Source organism: Rhodopirellula sp. SH410 (genome assembly GCF_055811895.1).
On the sequence record NZ_CM147949.1, the window covers coordinates 4,742,758 to 4,760,825 of the forward strand.

Here is an 18,068-nt window from a genome sequence, read left to right on the forward strand (position 1 = left end):
GTAGATCGCATCATGACTCCCATTTGGCAAACATCACAGCGCACGATCACATTCACGGGGCGACCGCGTGTGATGGGAATTCTCAACGTCACCCCGGATAGTTTTTCCGATGGGGGACGTTTGTTCAACGAGGATTCGACGTTGCAAATCGATGCGGCCGTCGCGGCAGGGATCCAAATGGTCGCCGATGGAGCAGACATCATCGACATCGGCGGTGAAAGCACACGTCCCTACAGCGATCCGGTCGATGCATCGGTCGAAATCTCTCGCGTCGCACCGGTCATTGAACAACTGGCGAAGCGGATCACAATTCCGATCAGCATCGACACGAGCAAGTCCCTGGTCGCGGCAGCAGCCATCGACGCGGGAGCGGAAATCGTCAACGACGTTACTGGGCTCGAAGGCGACCCCGCCATGGCGAATCTGGTGCGTGACCATGGCGTTGGGGTGTGCGTGATGCATATGCAGGGTACGCCGCAAACGATGCAGGATGACCCTCGCTATGAAAACGTAGTCGCTGAAATTCGCAGCTACTTAATCGCTCGCCGCGAAGCGTGCCTGGCGGCGGGGATTGAGCAATCCCGCATCTGCTTGGATCCGGGCATCGGATTCGGCAAGACCCACGACCATAACATCGACCTGGTGCGTGGGATTGCCGCATTTACCGATCTCGGATGCGCGTGTTTGATCGGCCATTCCCGCAAAGGATTTATTCGCAAGAGACTCCAAGAGATCGTGGACGCGTCGGGCCGGGAATTTGATCCGCTGGCGGGCAGCCTGGGCGTTTCTCTGGCCGCCGCCGCTGCGGGCGCGCACCTGTTACGCGTTCACGACGTTGCCGAAACGGTACAAGCTCTGACCATGTTCGATGTGTGTGGTGCGATCAATCATCGTCGGTAACTTCGACCACCCAGACTTCACTATTCCAATTCACTTCGTCCCCGGTGTGCAACTGCCGCCGCCGCCGCGTTTCGATGACGTCATTGACCAGCACCTCACCGGCCTGGATACGAACCTTCGCTTCCCCGCCGGTGCCGACAATGCCAGCGGCTTTGAGGAAGTCATCCAAACGGATCATCGGTTGGGCATCACTCATCTAATTTCAAACTCCGCAATCAAAGGATAGTGATCACTGAGATCACGGCTCGCCGCGTCGATTTCCCAGTAGTGGTTCCAGTGTTCATCGGCGACGTCCACACCGCCGCGGATCGCCAGATCAGGACGCACGGCGACACTCCGCAGACAGAGGTCAGGCCGGCCGGATTCGTCTTCGAGCAGCGATTGGCTGACGAGGATCCGATCGAATTGTTTTCCCGCGAGGAGATGCGTCTGGCGATCAGCGGCCGGAACCTGCTCGAGCAAATCCACAAGATCGTCGCGTGGATCGGATGTTCCGCGCGTCATGAGGACTGACATTTCACTGCCGCCTGCGACATGTTCCGCGGTGGTTTCCGTATTGAGGTCCCCGAGCACGATGACATGCGTGGGCTGCTGCCAAAGCTGGAGCCAACGATTCAGGCTCGCCGCTTGCTTGGCCCGCAATTTTGCTCCCGCGACGCCACTTCGCAAATGAACGTTGACGATCAAAATCGTTTCCGTCTCGCCGTCGACGACGACTTCGACAATCGCCGCGAGATGCTTGGGCACGCTCGCATAGGTACCCTCGCGGCGCATCCGCTGCGTCACCTCACCCCGCATCAGCGAAACCACCTCAGCGGGCTGCGTCGTGAGCAGGCCTACATCTTGCTCGGTGTAGCGGTCATTGCCTTCGATCGCATCATCCTGGTATTTCAGCGCATGCTCCCGATCGAGTGCCCGCGACAAATACCACAGCACACGCGGGCCTTCGATCTCCTGCAACGCAACAATTGAGGGCTTCACCTTTGCGATGGAGGCGGCGACGGCGTCGCGACGCCAGTCCCACAAATCTCGCGTCGGGGCTGATTTTTCTTGGGCGAGGTCGCTGAAGTTTCCCTGCTTCGATTCATCAAAGAACCATTCCAGATTCCAACTCATCACTGACAACGCCGGTTCCGCTGCCGACGAGGTCGAACTCGGCACGCTGGCGAGCAGCAGCAACACGAGTAGCGAGTGGATTTTCATGGAATGAATGTTCCGATTCGGAAAAAAACGGTCGATCGAGTGATCCCAGACGCGCAGGCGGCCGGTTCCTCGACGCTGCCCGGTGCCGGAGGGCACTCGGCTCACCGGTGTCAAGTTGATTGACAACCGGCTAACGGTCTGGTGTTGTATGAGGGTTCATGCGGCGCGACGGACGAATCGGGCCGTTCCATCAACCGCCCGATAACCATTCGTTACCATACACGCACTCACTTCAATTTGTCAGCACAGAGAGAATTTCATGGACCCGGTTTTGTTTCGCAGGAATGCCTTCTCCCTGCTTGAGCTCGTTGTCATCCTCACGATCGTCGCCATTCTGCTGGCGATCTCCATCCCAGTCGTCCGTGACATGCGATCGCTCGCGCGACGCAGCAATTGCGACCAGAACCTGACGCATCTGTTGCTGGCCTGCCAAGCTTATGCGCTCGATCACGAGCACTTACCGAGCGGCACGTTTACCGGTTCGGCGGAGGTTTTTCAGGGCGGGAGCATTTCCGACTCCGAAACCGGGGCAGGGCTGAGCATTTCGAGTCTGCCCGATGGCTATCATCAAAATTGGATCTCGTCCCTACTGCCGTACCTCGATCGCAATGCCCTGTACGACACGATCGATTTCGAAGTGGGCGTCTATGCGCCGGCCAACGAAGCCGCACGGGAGACCGACCTCCCATTCCTACGCTGCCCCGCCTCCTTTGGCGAGCAGGTTTCCAACACGACCAGCTATGCAGGTTTGCATGCCAGCGAGAGCAAACCGATTGGTGTTAACGACGATGGGCTGCTGATGCTCAATCGCTGGATTGTGCCGGGTGAAGTCCCTGACGGTATTTCGTACACGATCCTCTTGGGAGAAAAACTCTCTCCACGCGAATACGATCTGGGCTGGATGAGCGGCACCCGGAGTAGCCTGCGCAATGCGGGCACGGCGATCAACGAACCCGTTCCTCTGGAGATCTACCACGACCCCACCTTCGTTGGCGGTCTCGGCAGCCTGCATGCTGGCGGAGCCTCCGTCGGAATGGCTGATGGAGCCGTCAAGTTCTTGCAAGATTCCATCGACATGGACGTCTACCGAGCCATGGTCAACCGCGACGACGGCGATCGACAGCCCGAATAGAAACATCACCGGACGGAAGTTCGCAGCGGGGGCCCCTTGTCCCGAGCGCGCAGTTAGGTCGTGGGCCGAACAATGTTTCATCCACCATCGAGATGGCTAAAACAACGGTACCGCGTCACCATCGGCCGTCATCTGCCATGGTGTCCACACGATCATTGGATCGCTGACTTTCAGGTCGCTCTTGCGTGGCGGAATCTCGGTCGTCTCCAGTTCAAGGTTCTCGATTTTGAGCGAGTTCGTCAAATCCTCCAGTTCGGCTTCCAACCTTACATGCATGTCGTCCATGTCCAGACGGCACTCTTTGAGCTGTTGTTCTGCCCGCTCAACGTCGGCGTGTTGCTGCGCCGTCCGGCCGGCACCTCGGGCGGCGGTGGATACCTTGGAAACATTCGTTTTGCTGAAAACTTTTCGTCCCATGAATGCGCCGAGAACGGACGCTCCCAAGGACACCCATGAACTCACCTTGGCATGATCGTACTGCGCCGATTCGCGTGACAGGCGATCTTCCGCTGTCCGAATCTTGCTCTTGATGGATTCCATTTTCCGTCCATACTTCGCCCGCAATTTGTCTGTTTCCAAGTCCCGCTGCTCCCGTGCCGATTGCTGGAAATGCAGCCGAGCGTCGCTTTCACTCATTCCCGGCGGAGCGTACTCGCCCAGCGCCGGACTCTTGTACAGCTGCATCGGATGATGGCGATACAAGTAGTCCTTGAAATCTTTGAACAGGGATTTTACGGTCGCCTTGCCTCGCAGTGCATCAGGCAGGGGCGAGAACGAAAAGGTCGAATCGGGCTGTTTCTCGAGCTCGGCATCCGGATCGAGCATCTCACTGGATTCCCATGCATCGTTGGGTACCGCCTCACCACAGTCGAGTAACCGTCGCACGTCCACCCAGGAATCGATACCGGCGCGGCTGCGAATGAAATGCAACGTCCCTTCGCCCAACAATGCCGCCCGATAGATTCGCTTGCCCTCACCCCGCACGAACACATTTGGTACCAGGAACGACTCATTCATCCCCGCGGGCAGCACCGGTCGTGTCGGCGTCACAGAACTCTTCGCGACCGACGCGTTTTTGTCTTTGGCTTGTTGGGCCAGGTCCGCCTTGCGGTCGGCCATCAAAGTTTGAATTTGCCCGCGTGCCAAGGGCCCCGCCAGAAACGACATCGCCCAGCGTGTCTGGAAAATGGTCGGGGCTGAGTCGTGAACGTTATTCATCAGGAACACACGGCTGCCCAAAGAAGCGAGCAACTGCTCCATCTCGCCGCGATGGAAGGGTTTACCTGATTGGGCGGCCGCACCCTCGAGCCCCTCGAGCACCCTCGCTTTGTCTCGCTCGGTCTGCAAACGACCGAGAAACCAGGTGCCAATATTCGACAATCCCTTGTAGTCGAGGTCGACGGGATTCTGAGTCGCCAGCGTCACGCCCAGCCCATAGGCGCGGGCCTGTTTGAGCAACGTCAACATCGGCGGCTTCGATGGCGGATTGGCGACGGGTGGAAAATAGCCGGCGACTTCGTCCATGTATAGAATCGCACGGAGGGAACTCGTGCCACTCTGAGTCCGCATCCACGCGACGACTTCATTGAGTAAAATCGTCACAAAAAACATCCGCTCCTGCTCGCTCAAATGTGCGATCGAAAGGATTGAGAGTCGTGGTTTTCCCTCCGCGGTATGCAGCAATTTCTTGATCGACAACGGTTCGCCCTCGAGCCACGACGAGAACGCGGGAGAGGCGAGCAGATTATTCAGCATCATCGCGAGTTTGCTTCGCTCGCTCGCTGGCATGAACGACTCCAGATCCAACACACCGACGCGGGTCATCGGGGGCGCATTGATCAGGCCGATCAAATCACCCACTGAAACGTTACGATGCTCACGCCAGCAATGCTCGAGGATCGAACTGACCAAAATATGTTCGCGTGACAGCAGCGGGTCGGCTTCCATGCCCAAAAGCGTCAACAACCCTGATGCCGCACCGGTGACGCGTTCGCGCATTGCATCGGCGTCGTCAAGTAGTTCCGGAGGCGGTGCGTCAAAGCTTTTTAAGACCGTCAGCGGCAATCCAATATTGCTGCCGGGCGTGTAGATGGCGATGTCCACCGCATCTTTGTACTTCGCAACTCGCTCCGGCGACTCGCCCCAAGACGCTAAACCGTCCTTCCAGGTCTTCGCCGTCGAAGCCGCAAATGCCTCCGGCGTGACGCCCCTCCGACTGGCCTCGCCGGCCTCCAACCAAGGCTGGAAATCGACGGGCTGCATATTGGGAAAGGCCAGCATCAAGTTGGCAAGATCGCCCTTGGGGTCAATGCAGATCGCCGGGATCCCATCGATCGCGGCTTCCTCGAGCAACGAAATGCACAACCCCGTCTTGCCGCTGCCCGTCATGCCGACGCACATCGCATGGGTGCACAAGTCTTTCGCGTCGTAGAGCATCAGGTCGTCGAGCAGTTTGCCGTCCGCTAAGTCATAGTGACGTCCCAAATAAAACGTCGCGAGCTTTTCAAACACATCAGGCGAAGGAGCGGCCATGGCAAAATCAGTCGTCAGAGGCAATGCAAAGAATCATCGTGGCTGATAACATACCCAATTCAAATGTCTTTCGTAGCAGAACTCGTCCACAGCCAAACTATTTCATGCTTCATCTTTACGACAAGATTCAAGAAACCTGCGCCTACATTCGCCAGCACACCGAGCTGACTCCGCGAGTGGGCATCATCCTCGGCACGGGGCTCGGCGGATTGGTCGGAGATATCGACGTCGAAGCGATTCTGGACTATGCCGACATCCCGAATTTCCTCAGTTCGACCGCTACCGGGCACGCCGGTCGGTTGGTGATCGGCACGCTCGCCGGCGTTCCAATCATGGCGATGGAAGGCCGCTTTCATTTTTACGAAGGCTATTCGCTGCAGGACATCACGCTGCCCGTGCGTGTCTTTAAAGAGCTCGGTGCCGAACTGCTGATCGTCAGCAACGCCTGTGGCGGACTGAACCCGTATTTTGAAAACGGGGACATCATGGTCATCGAAGACCAGATCAATCTGCTGGGCGGCAATCCGTTAATCGGCATTAATGACGATCGGCTCGGCCCGCGGTTTCCCGACATGTGCGAGCCCTACGATCACGAGTGGATTGAGCGGACGATGAATGTCGCGCACCGCGAGGGTTTGTACCCGCAGAAAGGCGTTTTCGTCGCCGTGGCCGGCCCGTGCTTGGAAACCCGCGCCGAATACCGCTTCCTACGCAATGCCGGCGCCGATGTCGTCGGCATGAGCACCGTCCCCGAAACAATCGTGGCGGTTCACTGCGGATTGAAGGTCGTGGGACTCAGCGTGATCACGGACATGTGTTTGCCCGATGCGATCGAACCCGCCAATGTCGCCGACATCATCGCCACCGCCAACGCTGCCGAACCCCGACTCCGGGCCATCGTCCGGGGCGTCGTCGGCGAAATCAATAACAGCGACTCTCCGAGTCGTTGAATCCAAGCGAGCGGGCAGCTGGAATGAGCCGCGTCAGCGGTTTGATGGGCAGCGGCTTGGTGGGCAGCGTTATCCGTCTACCGACCGATCATGCCCGGTGCCCTACAGCCCCCCACTCACCGCTACGGCGTCCCCAATCGATGGCACCTATCAGACTGCCGCAGTGGAATCGAGGATCGCAGAAACTCGGCGGCTCAGTCCGATTCTCTGTCGCTGCCATTCTGCTAAAATGCGTCGCTGCTCCTCTTTTCAATCACTATTCGCGAACCCCCCCGGCTCCTATGAGCGACCCCACCTATACCGAGCGTCAACGGCACCTTCGCAATATCGTCGTGATGGCGTTAGCCGATGGCTCGATTGGCCAGCGTGAAGTCGAGTGGGTGGCCGACCGCTGTGTTGGACTCGGTCTCGGGCAAGATGACTTGCAATCGGCACTCGCCTACGGGCTCGGCGATGATGCAGCGCTCGAACTGCCCGCCGAGGAAACGTCGCGGGAAGCCTTACTCGCTGATCTGATCTCGATGATGGCCGCTGATGGTCATCTTGCGGAATCAGAAAAGCGTCTCTTTGCGCTCGCGGCCGCCCGCATGAACATCGTCGGCGAGCGACTCGATCAAATCATCACGTCCGTCATCAGCGGCAATGATGCGTCCCACGGATCCAAGGCAGACCGGACGTGAGCGACGCCACCCCGCGCCGTGCGAGAATCCTGATCACCTCCGGACCCACGCGGCAGTACCTCGACCCGGTTCGATACCTCACCAACGCGTCGAGCGGACGGATGGGCGCTGCCCTTGCCGCTGCCGCGCTCGAGCAGGGGCACGACGTCGTGATTGTGTCCGGTCCCGTCGCGGTGGACTATCCAGCGGCTGCCCAAGTGATTCAGGTGGTCACGACCGAAGAAATGCTCAGCGCTGCGGGCGACGTTTTCTCCCATTGCGATGGGGCGATCGGCGCCGCCGCTCCCTGCGATTACAAGCCACTGGAGGTGTCCGATCAAAAGTTGTCGAAAACCGGTCAGCCGCTTGCGTTGGAGCTCATCGAGACCCCCGATGTGATCGCAGTTCTCGGCCAAAGCAAACGCAGCGATCAATGGGTTGTCGGTTTCGCACTCGAGACCGATGATCGCCACTTTCGCGCCACCGTCAAACTGCAAAAGAAATGCTGTGACCTCATGGTCAGCAACGGTCCCGAAGCGATCGATGCCGCGGATAACAACGTCGAACTGTTGGGGCGTGACGGCCATATCATTGAAACAATTTCGGGCAGCAAACAACACGTCGCCGACCGACTCATCCATCAAATTCATCACCGCTTGATTCAGCCATGACCGTTCCCACGCTGCAAACTACTCTCGGCCGGCTCACGCTGCCCAATCCGATCATGGTCGCGTCGGGCACGTTCGGCTATGCCCGCGAGATGCAGTCGATCGTTGACCTGAATCGGCTCGGCGGTATTCTGCCTAAAACCATCACAGCCGAACCACGCATCGGGAACGCTCCTTGGCGAACGGTCGAAACGTCCGCTGGCTTGCTCAATGCGATCGGGCTCGACAACGACGGCGTCGACGCCTTCGTTGAACACCATCTGCCCTATCTCGCCACGCTCGCCGCACCCATCGTCGTCAGCATCGCGGGACGCACCGTGGACGACTTTACCCAGCTCGCCGCACGCATCGGTCAATGTGAAGGCGTCGCTGGAATCGAGCTCAATCTATCCTGCCCCAACGTCAGCGGCGGAATTGACTTTGGTACCAACGCCGAATCCTGTCAACGCGTCGTAGCCTCGGCACGAGCGGCCACGAACGTCCCGATCCTGGCCAAGCTCACCCCGAACGTCACCAGCATCGCGGACATCGCCCGCGGGGCCGCAGATGGCGGAGCCGATGCGGTCTGCCTTACCAACACTGTGCTCGGCATGGCCGTCAACTGGCGAAAACGTCGCCCCATCCTCGGCAATGGCATGGGCGGGCTGAGCGGCCCCGCAATCAAACCGATCGCCCTCCGCTGTGTCTATCAAGTCCGCCAAGCCGTCGAGATCCCCATCATCGGGATCGGTGGCATCGCCAGCCTCGATGACGTGATGCAGTTTCTCGTCACGGGCGCATCGGCGGTGCAAATCGGGACCGCCAACTACTACGATCCCACGCTCTCGATGCGCCTCATCGATGAACTCCCCGCTGCCCTCGCCGAACTCGGTGCCACGACCATCGCCGACATCGTTGGCACTCTCGAAGTCTGAGCGGCGCGAGTCCGCGCAACAGGCAGATCGCTCTCGGCGAGAGGCCACTCCCCCATGGTGCTTGGCCGGTCGACTCGCTGCCCAGCAAGCTGTTGATTTCGTTGCATTCGCGTTCTTGGGGTTCAGTGGCCGAACGCTCCGCGGTCGGAATGGTCGACCGCAGAGCGTTCGACCACAATTTTAGACCGTCATTTTCTGCACGTTCCTTAATTGGATTCCAATCGCTGCTCGATCCCCAGGAAGGCTTTCAAACACTCGCTGAGCAGCGCCGTGTCCTGTCCGCCCATCCCTGCGAGGGCTTGTTCAATCGCGTTGCGTCGAATCTTGACGTATTCGAGAGGCGTGAGCCCTTCATCGTTTTTCAACGAATCATCAACGCCATGTTCCAGTAAACATGAAACGACTTCGACGGATTGAATGATGACGGCGTGATGCAACAACGATCCGTTGATCGAATCGAATTCGTGTCGGTCAGCCCCCAGTTCGATGAGTACGGACACGTTCGCAGCGTTGCCGGACTGCACCGCAAACATTAACGGTGAAACGCCTTCGTTGCCTTTCCTTTGCAGATCCGCGCCGCGGGAAACGAGCAGGCGGATCGTTTCTGGACTCCCATAACTCGCTGCCATCGCCAGGGCGGTCACTGTGAAGCCCCGTGGAATCCCGTTGACGTCGGTGCCGCTGGCGATCAGTTGCTCAATCGTTTCGAGGTCGCTGCTAGAGGCCGCCGAGTGCAGGGCGGCTCCCGGCAAATCGACCGTTAGCCCTTCGCCATCGATCGGATGGGTGCCGTCACCCGCCCCATCCGTGTGCGCGTAGAGCAAATGGCGATGCTGCACCAAGGTTTGAGCACTTGCGGCTTCCAACCAATAGCGGTAACTCAGGTGCGCCAGCGAAGGATCGCACCCCAACAATCGGAGAAACGCCGCCAGTCCCTCCTCGCCGCTCGCGAGCGAGCCATTCGGGAGTGTCGAAAGGTCGACCGGTGTCAGTGCCTCATCGAACGCAGTTCGAGTGACGTCCTCACCGAGGCAATCAGAGAGGTATCCCCAACGCTCTTCGAAACTGGCCGTGGCCCCATCGGCATTCTCGTCGGGAATATCATCGACATCGCCGAGCACGCCACCGAAGTACTCACGCTCATCCATACTGGTGAATTGATCGACCGTCTCGCCCTGTCGAAAGAATGTATACGTCCAGAAATCGCTGTCGTGAACATGGAAATTGAAGGCACTCGTGGCAAGTGCTCGCGAAAGATTGGCCGGCGTTTCGCTGACCATCGCAGCGGAGTCGATCACGGCGACCCATCCACCCACCGCCTCGCAAACGATGATTCCACGCCGCGCGCCGCCCACACCCCATGTATCTTCGTCATCTAACGGTTCGGTACTCTGTTTCCATCCCTCCTCTGCCAAGAGTCGCTGCAGTTCTTCGGCGACAGACTCCGCATCGGAGGCTCGCACCAAATAGCTCGCTGAAAAACCACCCATCTTCAGAACTCCTAGTAAGGCAATGTCACCATGGGTGACTCAGATTTCTCTTCGGTATAATCGAAGTCGCGGTCGAAGTCATGCGGAGGACAGCATGTTTGCCACCGCAGTCGTGTCGGCCCCGGGAAAACTGCCAACCGCCGGGGACCTGCTCACCATGCCGCCGATGTTTCGCCCGGGGGTGGGAAGGCATGGGAGTTCCGATTGTGTGCCCCCGGGCGGATTCGCAGACGTCGCACCTCGCCACTGGCGCAGGCGTCGGGCATCGCGCATCGGGACATCTCGCATCTCGCATCGGGGCCTCGGGCGGCAACCTCGACGCCTTCTGCTCAGCGGCAGGGACCATCCACACGAGTTTTTTTCGGAGCGTGCCGATTGACAAACCGCGGCGGCCCCATCATTCTGTGATGAGAATCATTATCACTAAGCCGATTTTGATCGCCGACGACGCAGCCAGCCTCCTTGGATGCATCGACCCACTCCGCAATTGCGGATGCTGTGCGTTCGATCTTCTTGCCAGCCACGCTCGGAACTGAAACTGACGTTTCAACGTGAACCGATCAGTGAGTCCGTTTTGGTTTTTCCCCGGTCCAGTGCGCTACCAATGTCTATGAGCATGGTCTAGCGCCCTGACGAGCCGAGGGTTTCAAGGAGCAGAGTATGAGACGTTCTATTGTGTCCGGTATGCCGCATTCCACCCCCCGCGGTTTTACTTTGGTCGAGTTGCTAGTGGTGATTGCGATCATTGGCGTTTTGGTCGGTTTATTGTTGCCAGCGGTGCAGTCGGCGCGGGAAGCCGCCCGGCGTATGTCCTGCCAAAACAACATGAAACAAATCGGGCTGGCGACTCACAATTACCACAGCACCTTCAACCGGTTTCCCACGGTCAACGCGAACAGCACGCTCAGTGGCGGCAGCATCTTCACGTCGATTCTCCCGTTGATCGAACAGGGGGCCGCATTTGAGCAATACGATTTTTCCCTTAGTAATTCCGATCCCAAAAATGTCACCGTGACAGGTCAACGGATTCCGTTTTTCCTGTGCCCGTCATCGCCGATGCGAAGAGATGTGCCGAGTTGCAGTTCCGATTCGGGACGCGCTCCCGGGAACTATGCCGCCTCAATCGGATCAACGGACTACAACCAATACTGGTCGTACTATGGCACGCCACGGCCGAGCCTGAACGGTGCGATCGTGTACAGCGATACCGTGGAGAAACAGACAGGGTTTCGGGATTTCCTTGATGGCTCTTCGAACACGATGATGTTTGGTGAAACCGCCTACAATCTGCCCGACTACAAGTTCAGCAGCGGTGACTGCGCGGGCTCTTCACGATTCTCATTCACCTACTGGGGCAACCCCTACCCCGGCTCAACGGGCATCACAACCCAGTTTGCATTCAACCCCAAGGACATCCCCAACGATGGCATCTACGACAGCGGGTGGGTTCGCTCGTTCCGTAGCGATCATGTCGGCGGGCTGCAGTTCCTCTATGCCGACGGGTCAGTGCACTTTCTGACGGACAGCTTGGACGCCACCATTGTCGATGCCCTTGCGACGCGCAATGGAAGTGAGATCATCGATGCGTTCTAAGCAAGATACCGCGAGGCCATCAGGTCCTTGGTGTCGCGGGATGGTGATGGTGGCGATCGTATCTTGTGCTGGCTGTCATTCCCGCGTCCCACATGACTGGGAAACCGCAGCGGTCAGCGGCAGCGTCACCGTCAACGACAAGCCTCTGGAGGATGGAACGATTCGGTTCGTACCGACCGGTACGACGCTGGGGCCCAAAACGACATTGGAAATTCACGCAGGTGAGTTCCAAGCCGATGCGGAGCATGGCCCGAGTATCGGTACTCACCGCATCGAGATTGAGTATGCCGACGATCAACAATTTGCTCACGACGACGAGCATGTCTTGGCAGAACTAAAAGGCAAACGAATGCCTCGGGGAACCCATCTCGTTCTCCCTGCCATCTACAACACCCAAAGCAGGTTGACCGCCACGGTAGGCATCGACACGCAGCCACTCCATTTTCCATTGAGCAGTAAGTAGCGAACCATGTCCCACACCACTCCCGCTCGCCCTAGGATACCAGGAACAATAAGTGACGGGTTTACCGTAGCGGATCTTGTTAAAGATCCTGTTCGAATTGGATCTTTAACAGACGGAACCGACATTAGGTGGCTTTGCTGCGGGCGACTTTTTTTGGTGGTGCAAAATTTTTTAGCCGGGGCCTCTCTGGAGGCCCTGGTTTGACTGTCGAGGAGTCGCAGGCTCTACATGAACCGTCGTCCTAGTCGCCTATTGCCCCTGTTCCTCCTAGTTGATGGCCAATTGGAGCGAATTCTTTCGCTGGCGGCGCATTGCCACCGCTCGAAGCAGATTCCAACCGGCCAGCTTCAGTAGGATCGAAAGCTTCACCGCATTGTGGCCGCGAACGCGGAGCCGACCCAAGCCCATCATTCGCTTGAGGCAACCGTTGGTCCCTTCGATACCCGACCGCCAACGGTAGCGATCGCGGAACTCGTCGCTCTGCTCGTGGCGACGACGCGCGTCGGCTCGAACCGCACTGCCGGTAAATTGAATGCGGCCGGTCGGCTGCGCGGTGTCCCGATTGCGTTGAACGCGGCAGTGTGCAAGCAGCGGACAGTGCTGGCACTTCTCGGGATCCATCTGTGCGAAAGTGTAGTCGCCTTTGGCGTTGTAGTTGGTCGACTCGGGAGCGTGACCAGCCGGGCAAGACTCCAGTTCACCGGCGCAGTTGAGCTTGAATTGGTCGTAGCCGATTTCATCAGCATCGTACTTCTTCGAGCCTGGCACCGGAGCGACCAATTCGACGCCTTCTTGCTTAGCCGACTCGACGTTGGCGTCGCCACCGTAAGCGGTATCAGCCAGCAGTTCGTCTGGCATGGCGTCCCGCTTTTTCAAGTCCTCCAACACCGGCGAGACCGCATCGGCGTCGTTGTCCGCAGCGGTTTCGACTTTGGCCGAAGTAATCAAGTTCGGCTCGCCGTCTTCGTTGAACGTCTCGGCGATTTGAACCTGGTATCCGGCTCCTTTGTGACCGCTGTAGGTCGCGTCGGGATCCGACGGATTGACGATCACATGGCCGCCGGTTTTCTTGCGAACTTCGACGAATTCTTCCCGAAGTTCGCACTGCTGGTTAAAGATCGTTTGCAGTTGTTTGAAGGAGTCCCAGTCGCAGATCGGTTTGGTTTCGGTTAATTCATTGAGGATTAAGCAGAGGTCTTCGGCGGCTTGCTGCAACGCAATTTTCCGCTGTTCGGTAGTGCGTGCGTCGCCAAAGATTCGGCTGTCGGATTGCTTGCGGTAGCGGGCCAAAAGCTCGTCGTCAAATCGGTCGATCAGCCTAGCCGAACCCGACTGAGCGTCGTGCTTTTCGACTTTCTTGAAGAACCGCCGCAGGGCCACGCCGATCATTTGGGCGCGTCCCAGGGTGGCCATGTCGCTGAGCACATGGGTGGAATCGAGACGCTGCTTTTTGACTTTGACTTCCATGCTTTGCAGCAGGGTGTCGGTAACGCCTGCGAAGATCTCCTCACTGATCTTCTCGTTGCTTTGCATTCGAGCGATGTAGCGTTCAATGGTTCGCTGAGTGACTTCGGTGCTTGGCTCCAGGTTCAGTGCGTACTGGATGTCGGTTCGGAACAGCAGTGCTTCGTGGGCCTGGGGGACAGTCCAACCTTGAAAGTCACGGATCCAAAGGAGCGCGATGATCGCGTGCAACTCAAAGGTTGGTCGTCCTTGATCGTCACTGAGATGCTCACCGACGAGGCCGATGGGCATCTGCTCCAAGAGCACGTCGCGAAGGAGGCCCTGCCATCCGTTGTCGATCATCTTTCGCCCCATGGGGCCGATGACGCCCTCGAACGGGTCGAAAAGTCTTTGCTGCGTAGGTAGTTCGATGGTTTTCACTGACTAACCGACCACTCGAAGAAAAAAGCTAAATCCAGACAGCAAAAGGTAACGCATCTCGCCCACGAAAGATGCTGGTAGCATGAGACTTTTGTCGGGCGCGTCTTAACAAGATCCACTACGGTAAACCCGTCACTTATTGTTCCTGGTATTCTAAGCACATGGGTGGAATCGAGACGCTGTTTTTTGCTTTGACTTCCATGCTTTGCAGCAGGGTGTCAGTAACGCCTGCGAAGATCTCCTCACTGATCTTCTCGTTGCTTTGCATTCGAGCGATGTAGCGTTCAATGGCTCGCTGAGTGACTTCGGTGCTTGGCTCCAAGTTCAGTGCGTACTGGATGTCGGTGTCGGTTCGGAACAGCAGTGCTTCGTGGGTCTGGGGGACCGTCCAGCCTTGAAAGTCACGGATCCAAAGGAGCGCGATGATCGCGTGCAACTCAAAAGGTTGGTCGTCCTTGATCGTCACTGAAATGCTCACCGACGAGGCCGATGGGCATCTGCTCTAAGAGCACGTCGCGAAGGAGGCCCTGCCATCCGTTGTCGATCATCTTTCCCCGCATGGGGCCGATAACGCCCTCGAACGGGTCGAAAAGTCTTTGCTGCGTAGGTAGTTCGATGATTTTCACTGACTAACCGACCGCTCGAAGAAAAAAGCTAAATCCACACAGCAAAAGGCAACGCATCTCGCCCACGAAAGATGCTGGTAGCATGAGACTTTTGTCGGGCGCGTCTGTTAAAGATCCATCCAGCATCAGGATCTTTAACAAGATCCACTACGGTACACCCGTCACTTATTGTTTCTGATGTCCTTAGCGGATCGCGATCGCGGTCTGCAGCGGTTGTAGCACCGATTCAATCAGGTATTCATCGACCAGATCGCGGCAAAGACTCGCCAGACGGTCGAACTCGGCGGCAAAATTCTCGTCGACGCCTAGCGAATCGTAGCGGCGAACCATCAGGTAAACACTCAGGGGTTCCTCCGGGAATTCTCCCGAGCGGACTTGGAACGCCGTCGTCCGAGTTTCGAAACTGATCCGGCATTGGGTGCGGCAGTCATCATCGAGAGAAAACTGAATCGCGGGCTCGTTGGAGAGAATTTTTCCGTAGGGCAGATTGGTGAATTTATCCAATCCAGGGGCGATGCCGATCGCATCCTGCAAGATCTCATTGTGGTTCCCTTTGCAGATGAAATCGAACCCCAGCATGACGCTGAGCGATTCACAGTCCAATGGGCTGATCGACAATTCGTACGGAACCATCTCCAGGACCGCGTGATGCTGCTCGCAGGCGTCCGCGAAAGACTCCGGATTCACCATCCCACTGCTAATCCGCTTCGGCTCGGTTGAGACCCAGCGGTAGGCGCCGCTGTCCTTTTCCTCCTCAAGGACAAATTCGTCCTTCTCGCGGCAATAGAAGTTCGACATGTTCGGATATCGCTTGCGAACCTGTTCGAAATAGTGCAAGACCGACTCACGACCTTGCGGCAGTTCCATTTCGGTGGACAAGTTCATGTTGACGTAATATTCGTCACCGAAGATGCCGTAATCACTCATGTCGTGAATCCAGGAAAAAGAGAAGAATCAGAGGTTCCGGATTCAGGACGCGCCGAATTGGAAATGCTCTCACGGTCATCATAACCGGTTTGAGCTGCTCGAAGCTACAAGCTAGTGGCTGATTGCCAATGAGACGGGGGATTCTTCGAATTCCTGCTCACCGAGCCGATAGGGCAATGTCACCCAGAACGTACTGCCCCGGCCGAGCTCGCTTTCAAAATCGATCTCGCCCCCGAGCAGGATCGAGAGCTCCTTGACGATGGAAAGTCCCAGCCCGGTGCCGGCGAATTCGCGGGTCAACCCGTCGCCCTCGAGCACCTTCCTGCTCTGACGAAACTTCTCAAAGATGATCGGTTGGTCTTCCTCGGCAATCCCCACACCCGTGTCGATCACGGACATGCGGAAGCGACCATCGCCCAGATCGACCACCCGGATCGTGATCATCCCGCCTTCGGGCGTGAATTTGATCGCGTTGCTGAGCAGGTTATTGATGATTTGGCCTAGCTTGTTGGGGTCCTGATAGGCGCTCGGCAACTCATCGGGGACATCCATCGAGAGGGAGATGTTTTTGTCTTCGGAGAGTGACTGGATCATGTCGCACTGAGCACTGATCAGACGCGAAATCTGGAACTCGCTGCGTCGCACTTCCATCTTGCCCGCTTCGACTTTTGCCAAGTCGAGAATGTCGTTGATCATCTCCAGCAGCAGGCGTCCACTCTTCTGGATGTTGGTGGCGTAGCGGCGCTGCTTGTCTTCGAGCGAATCGATGCCCTGGAGCACCTCAGAGAACCCGATGATGCTGTTCAGGGGCGTGCGCAGCTCATGGCTCATGTTGGCGAGGAAGTCCGTTTTTAAGCGGTTGGCCTCGTAGAGCTGCAGGTTCAACTGCGCGAACTGGTCGACCCGGGCGTCGAGTTCACGGTTGACACTCTGGAGCTGCGTTTGAGTTTCCGTGAGGTGCCGGAGCATTCGATTGAACGCGTCGGCGAGTTCGCGAAACTCATCCTCGGTATCGATCACAGCACGCTGGTTGGTGTCGCCGTGTGTGATCGCATCGCTGACATCTCGCAAATGCAACAGCGGCTGCAGAACGAGGTAGCGAACGATCGCGTGTAGCACGAATAGCGTCACCGCGACGATTAACATCGCCATCGCGACCACCGCGGCGCGAATTTGATTGGTGTCGTTGAGAATCTTTTCATCGGGCATACTCACCCGCTTCACCCGAAATGGTAATTCGGCGGCCCGGGTTTCTGGATCGACTTCGGGCGATAAGGCGATTGCTGCGCCAGTCGGTGTATGGCAGGCAATGCAGTCTTGGGTGAGAAAAACGGGCTCGTAGTAGATGTATCGGCCCTGGATCGGCCCGATGGCTTTGAACAGGGGGCGATTGCCCGGTCCGATCCGGCTCATCGCCGCGTCTTCGGCGAGGTTGACGGGTTTTCCGAGGCCCGGCTGGTCCTCACTCAATCGACTTGCCATCCGGGCGCGAAACATCACCTCGAGTTCTTCGAGAAGTTGACGCTCCGAAGGTGACCCCGGCGGTGTTGCCGCAGCCAGATTGTCAAAGGGGTGGGGGTCTTCTAACCCGAGAATGTCAAATTCAATGTCCTCGCTGAGCAGCTGCGATCGCAGCCGCGAGACCTTCTGTTGTGCCCGTTCCAGGCGTTCCTGCGGCACGCCGTCCTGGTACGCCGCGCTGGCGTGCAGCAGCATCATTTCGGTGGCCGCCACGTCGCGTGCCTGTTGCTGCGTCGTCATCCGCACGAATCGGTCAGCTAACAGCAAGACGACGCAAAACGCGCCGCACATCAACACGACCAGCGCCGAGCCAAAGAACAGCAAGCATTTGCGTTCTAGGCTCATCGAGGCGAATAGGCTTTGGAAAAACCGCAGCATCAGCAAAATTGGTGCAAGGGGAATGGGCTGAACGTGCGAATCGATTTTCGAGGGCAGCACTGCTAGTTTGACTGAAACTTGTCACCGTGACGAGACGAATCCTCCCAATAGTTACTTTTCCCGTCATCGGGATACTTTGCCAGCTCGCTAAGGTCTCCGTCGCCCGCATGATTCGCAACCAAAAATAATGCTTGTTTCGCCGCGTGCTGACAACTAGGATTACGTGGG

General features: G+C 57.7%; 17 protein-coding genes. 8 read left to right on the plus strand and 9 right to left on the minus strand.

Annotation, left to right across the window (positions count from 1 at the left end; genetic code table 11):
• Positions 1-12 precede the first annotated feature (12 nt).
• A complete protein-coding gene (gene folP, locus SH410x_RS17370; RefSeq protein WP_473669303.1) occupies positions 13-900 on the plus strand; it encodes a dihydropteroate synthase in 888 nt (295 codons plus the stop codon).
• On the opposite strand, the gene SH410x_RS17375 is transcribed toward folP, so the two are convergent.
• Both SH410x_RS17375 and SH410x_RS17380 read right to left on the minus strand, forming a co-directional pair.
• Positions 884-1,096 (minus strand): RNA-binding S4 domain-containing protein, encoded by a 213-nt coding sequence (locus SH410x_RS17375; protein ID WP_473669305.1) that lies wholly within the window; start codon positions 1,094-1,096, stop codon positions 884-886. The genes folP and SH410x_RS17375 overlap by 17 nt on opposite strands.
• Complete coding sequence (locus SH410x_RS17380; protein ID WP_473669307.1) at positions 1,093-2,103, minus strand: endonuclease/exonuclease/phosphatase family protein; 1,011 nt, start codon at positions 2,101-2,103, stop codon at positions 1,093-1,095. The genes SH410x_RS17375 and SH410x_RS17380 overlap by 4 nt, the downstream gene beginning before the upstream one ends.
• A 259-nt stretch (positions 2,104-2,362) precedes the next feature.
• On the opposite strand from SH410x_RS17380, the gene SH410x_RS17385 reads away from it, so the two are divergent.
• On the plus strand, positions 2,363-3,235 hold the full coding sequence (locus SH410x_RS17385; RefSeq protein WP_473669309.1) for a DUF1559 family PulG-like putative transporter: 873 nt from the start codon (positions 2,363-2,365) through the stop codon (positions 3,233-3,235).
• Positions 3,236-3,331: 96 nt separating this feature from the next.
• Here SH410x_RS17385 and SH410x_RS17390 read toward each other — a convergent pair whose 3' ends face one another.
• On the minus strand, positions 3,332-5,767 hold the full coding sequence (locus tag SH410x_RS17390) for an ATP-binding protein (RefSeq protein ID WP_473669311.1): 2,436 nt from the start codon (positions 5,765-5,767) through the stop codon (positions 3,332-3,334).
• 104 nt (positions 5,768-5,871) lie between these two features.
• On the opposite strand from SH410x_RS17390, the gene SH410x_RS17395 reads away from it, so the two are divergent.
• The 4 genes from SH410x_RS17395 (at position 5,872) to SH410x_RS17410 (ending at position 8,958) form a co-directional block, all read left to right on the plus strand.
• Entirely contained in the window at positions 5,872-6,717 is an 846-nt protein-coding gene (locus SH410x_RS17395) for a purine-nucleoside phosphorylase (RefSeq protein WP_473669313.1), read from the plus strand.
• A 281-nt stretch (positions 6,718-6,998) separates the two neighbouring features.
• A complete protein-coding gene (locus SH410x_RS17400; protein WP_473669315.1) occupies positions 6,999-7,397 on the plus strand; it encodes a tellurite resistance TerB family protein in 399 nt (132 codons plus the stop codon).
• Positions 7,394-8,047, plus strand: a complete 654-nt coding sequence (locus SH410x_RS17405) for a phosphopantothenoylcysteine decarboxylase domain-containing protein (RefSeq protein WP_473669317.1) — start codon at positions 7,394-7,396, stop codon at positions 8,045-8,047. The genes SH410x_RS17400 and SH410x_RS17405 overlap by 4 nt, the downstream gene beginning before the upstream one ends.
• Positions 8,044-8,958 carry a dihydroorotate dehydrogenase gene (locus tag SH410x_RS17410; protein ID WP_473669319.1) on the plus strand — a complete coding sequence of 305 codons (915 nt, stop codon included), beginning with the start codon at positions 8,044-8,046 and terminating at the stop codon, positions 8,956-8,958. Before SH410x_RS17405 ends, SH410x_RS17410 begins: the two co-directional genes overlap by 4 nt.
• Positions 8,959-9,164: 206 nt before the next feature.
• On the opposite strand, the gene SH410x_RS17415 is transcribed toward SH410x_RS17410, so the two are convergent.
• Entirely contained in the window at positions 9,165-10,448 is a 1,284-nt protein-coding gene (locus SH410x_RS17415; RefSeq protein WP_473669321.1) for an ankyrin repeat domain-containing protein, read from the minus strand.
• 660 nt (positions 10,449-11,108) lie between these two features.
• Here SH410x_RS17415 and SH410x_RS17420 point away from each other — a divergent pair.
• Positions 11,109-12,041, plus strand: coding sequence for a DUF1559 domain-containing protein (locus SH410x_RS17420; protein WP_473669323.1), 933 nt, complete (start codon positions 11,109-11,111; stop codon positions 12,039-12,041).
• Positions 12,031-12,504, plus strand: a complete 474-nt coding sequence (locus tag SH410x_RS17425; RefSeq protein WP_473669325.1) for a hypothetical protein — start codon at positions 12,031-12,033, stop codon at positions 12,502-12,504. Before SH410x_RS17420 ends, SH410x_RS17425 begins: the two co-directional genes overlap by 11 nt.
• A 267-nt stretch (positions 12,505-12,771) precedes the next feature.
• Here SH410x_RS17425 and SH410x_RS17430 read toward each other — a convergent pair whose 3' ends face one another.
• From SH410x_RS17430 to SH410x_RS17450, 5 genes are all read right to left on the minus strand, one after another.
• Positions 12,772-14,388: a transposase gene (locus SH410x_RS17430; protein ID WP_473669183.1), complete on the minus strand. Its 1,617-nt coding sequence runs from the start codon at positions 14,386-14,388 to the stop codon at positions 12,772-12,774.
• A 136-nt stretch (positions 14,389-14,524) separates the two neighbouring features.
• Positions 14,525-14,866, minus strand: a complete 342-nt coding sequence (locus tag SH410x_RS17435; protein ID WP_473669327.1) for a hypothetical protein — start codon at positions 14,864-14,866, stop codon at positions 14,525-14,527.
• Positions 14,826-15,014 carry a hypothetical protein gene (locus SH410x_RS17440; protein WP_473669329.1) on the minus strand — a complete coding sequence of 63 codons (189 nt, stop codon included), beginning with the start codon at positions 15,012-15,014 and terminating at the stop codon, positions 14,826-14,828. Before SH410x_RS17440 ends, SH410x_RS17435 begins: the two co-directional genes overlap by 41 nt.
• Positions 15,015-15,197: 183 nt before the next feature.
• A complete protein-coding gene (locus SH410x_RS17445; RefSeq protein WP_473669331.1) occupies positions 15,198-15,941 on the minus strand; it encodes a hypothetical protein in 744 nt (247 codons plus the stop codon).
• 111 nt (positions 15,942-16,052) lie between these two features.
• Positions 16,053-17,840: a sensor histidine kinase gene (locus SH410x_RS17450; RefSeq protein WP_473669333.1), complete on the minus strand. Its 1,788-nt coding sequence runs from the start codon at positions 17,838-17,840 to the stop codon at positions 16,053-16,055.
• Between the last annotated feature and the right edge of the window lie 228 nt (positions 17,841-18,068).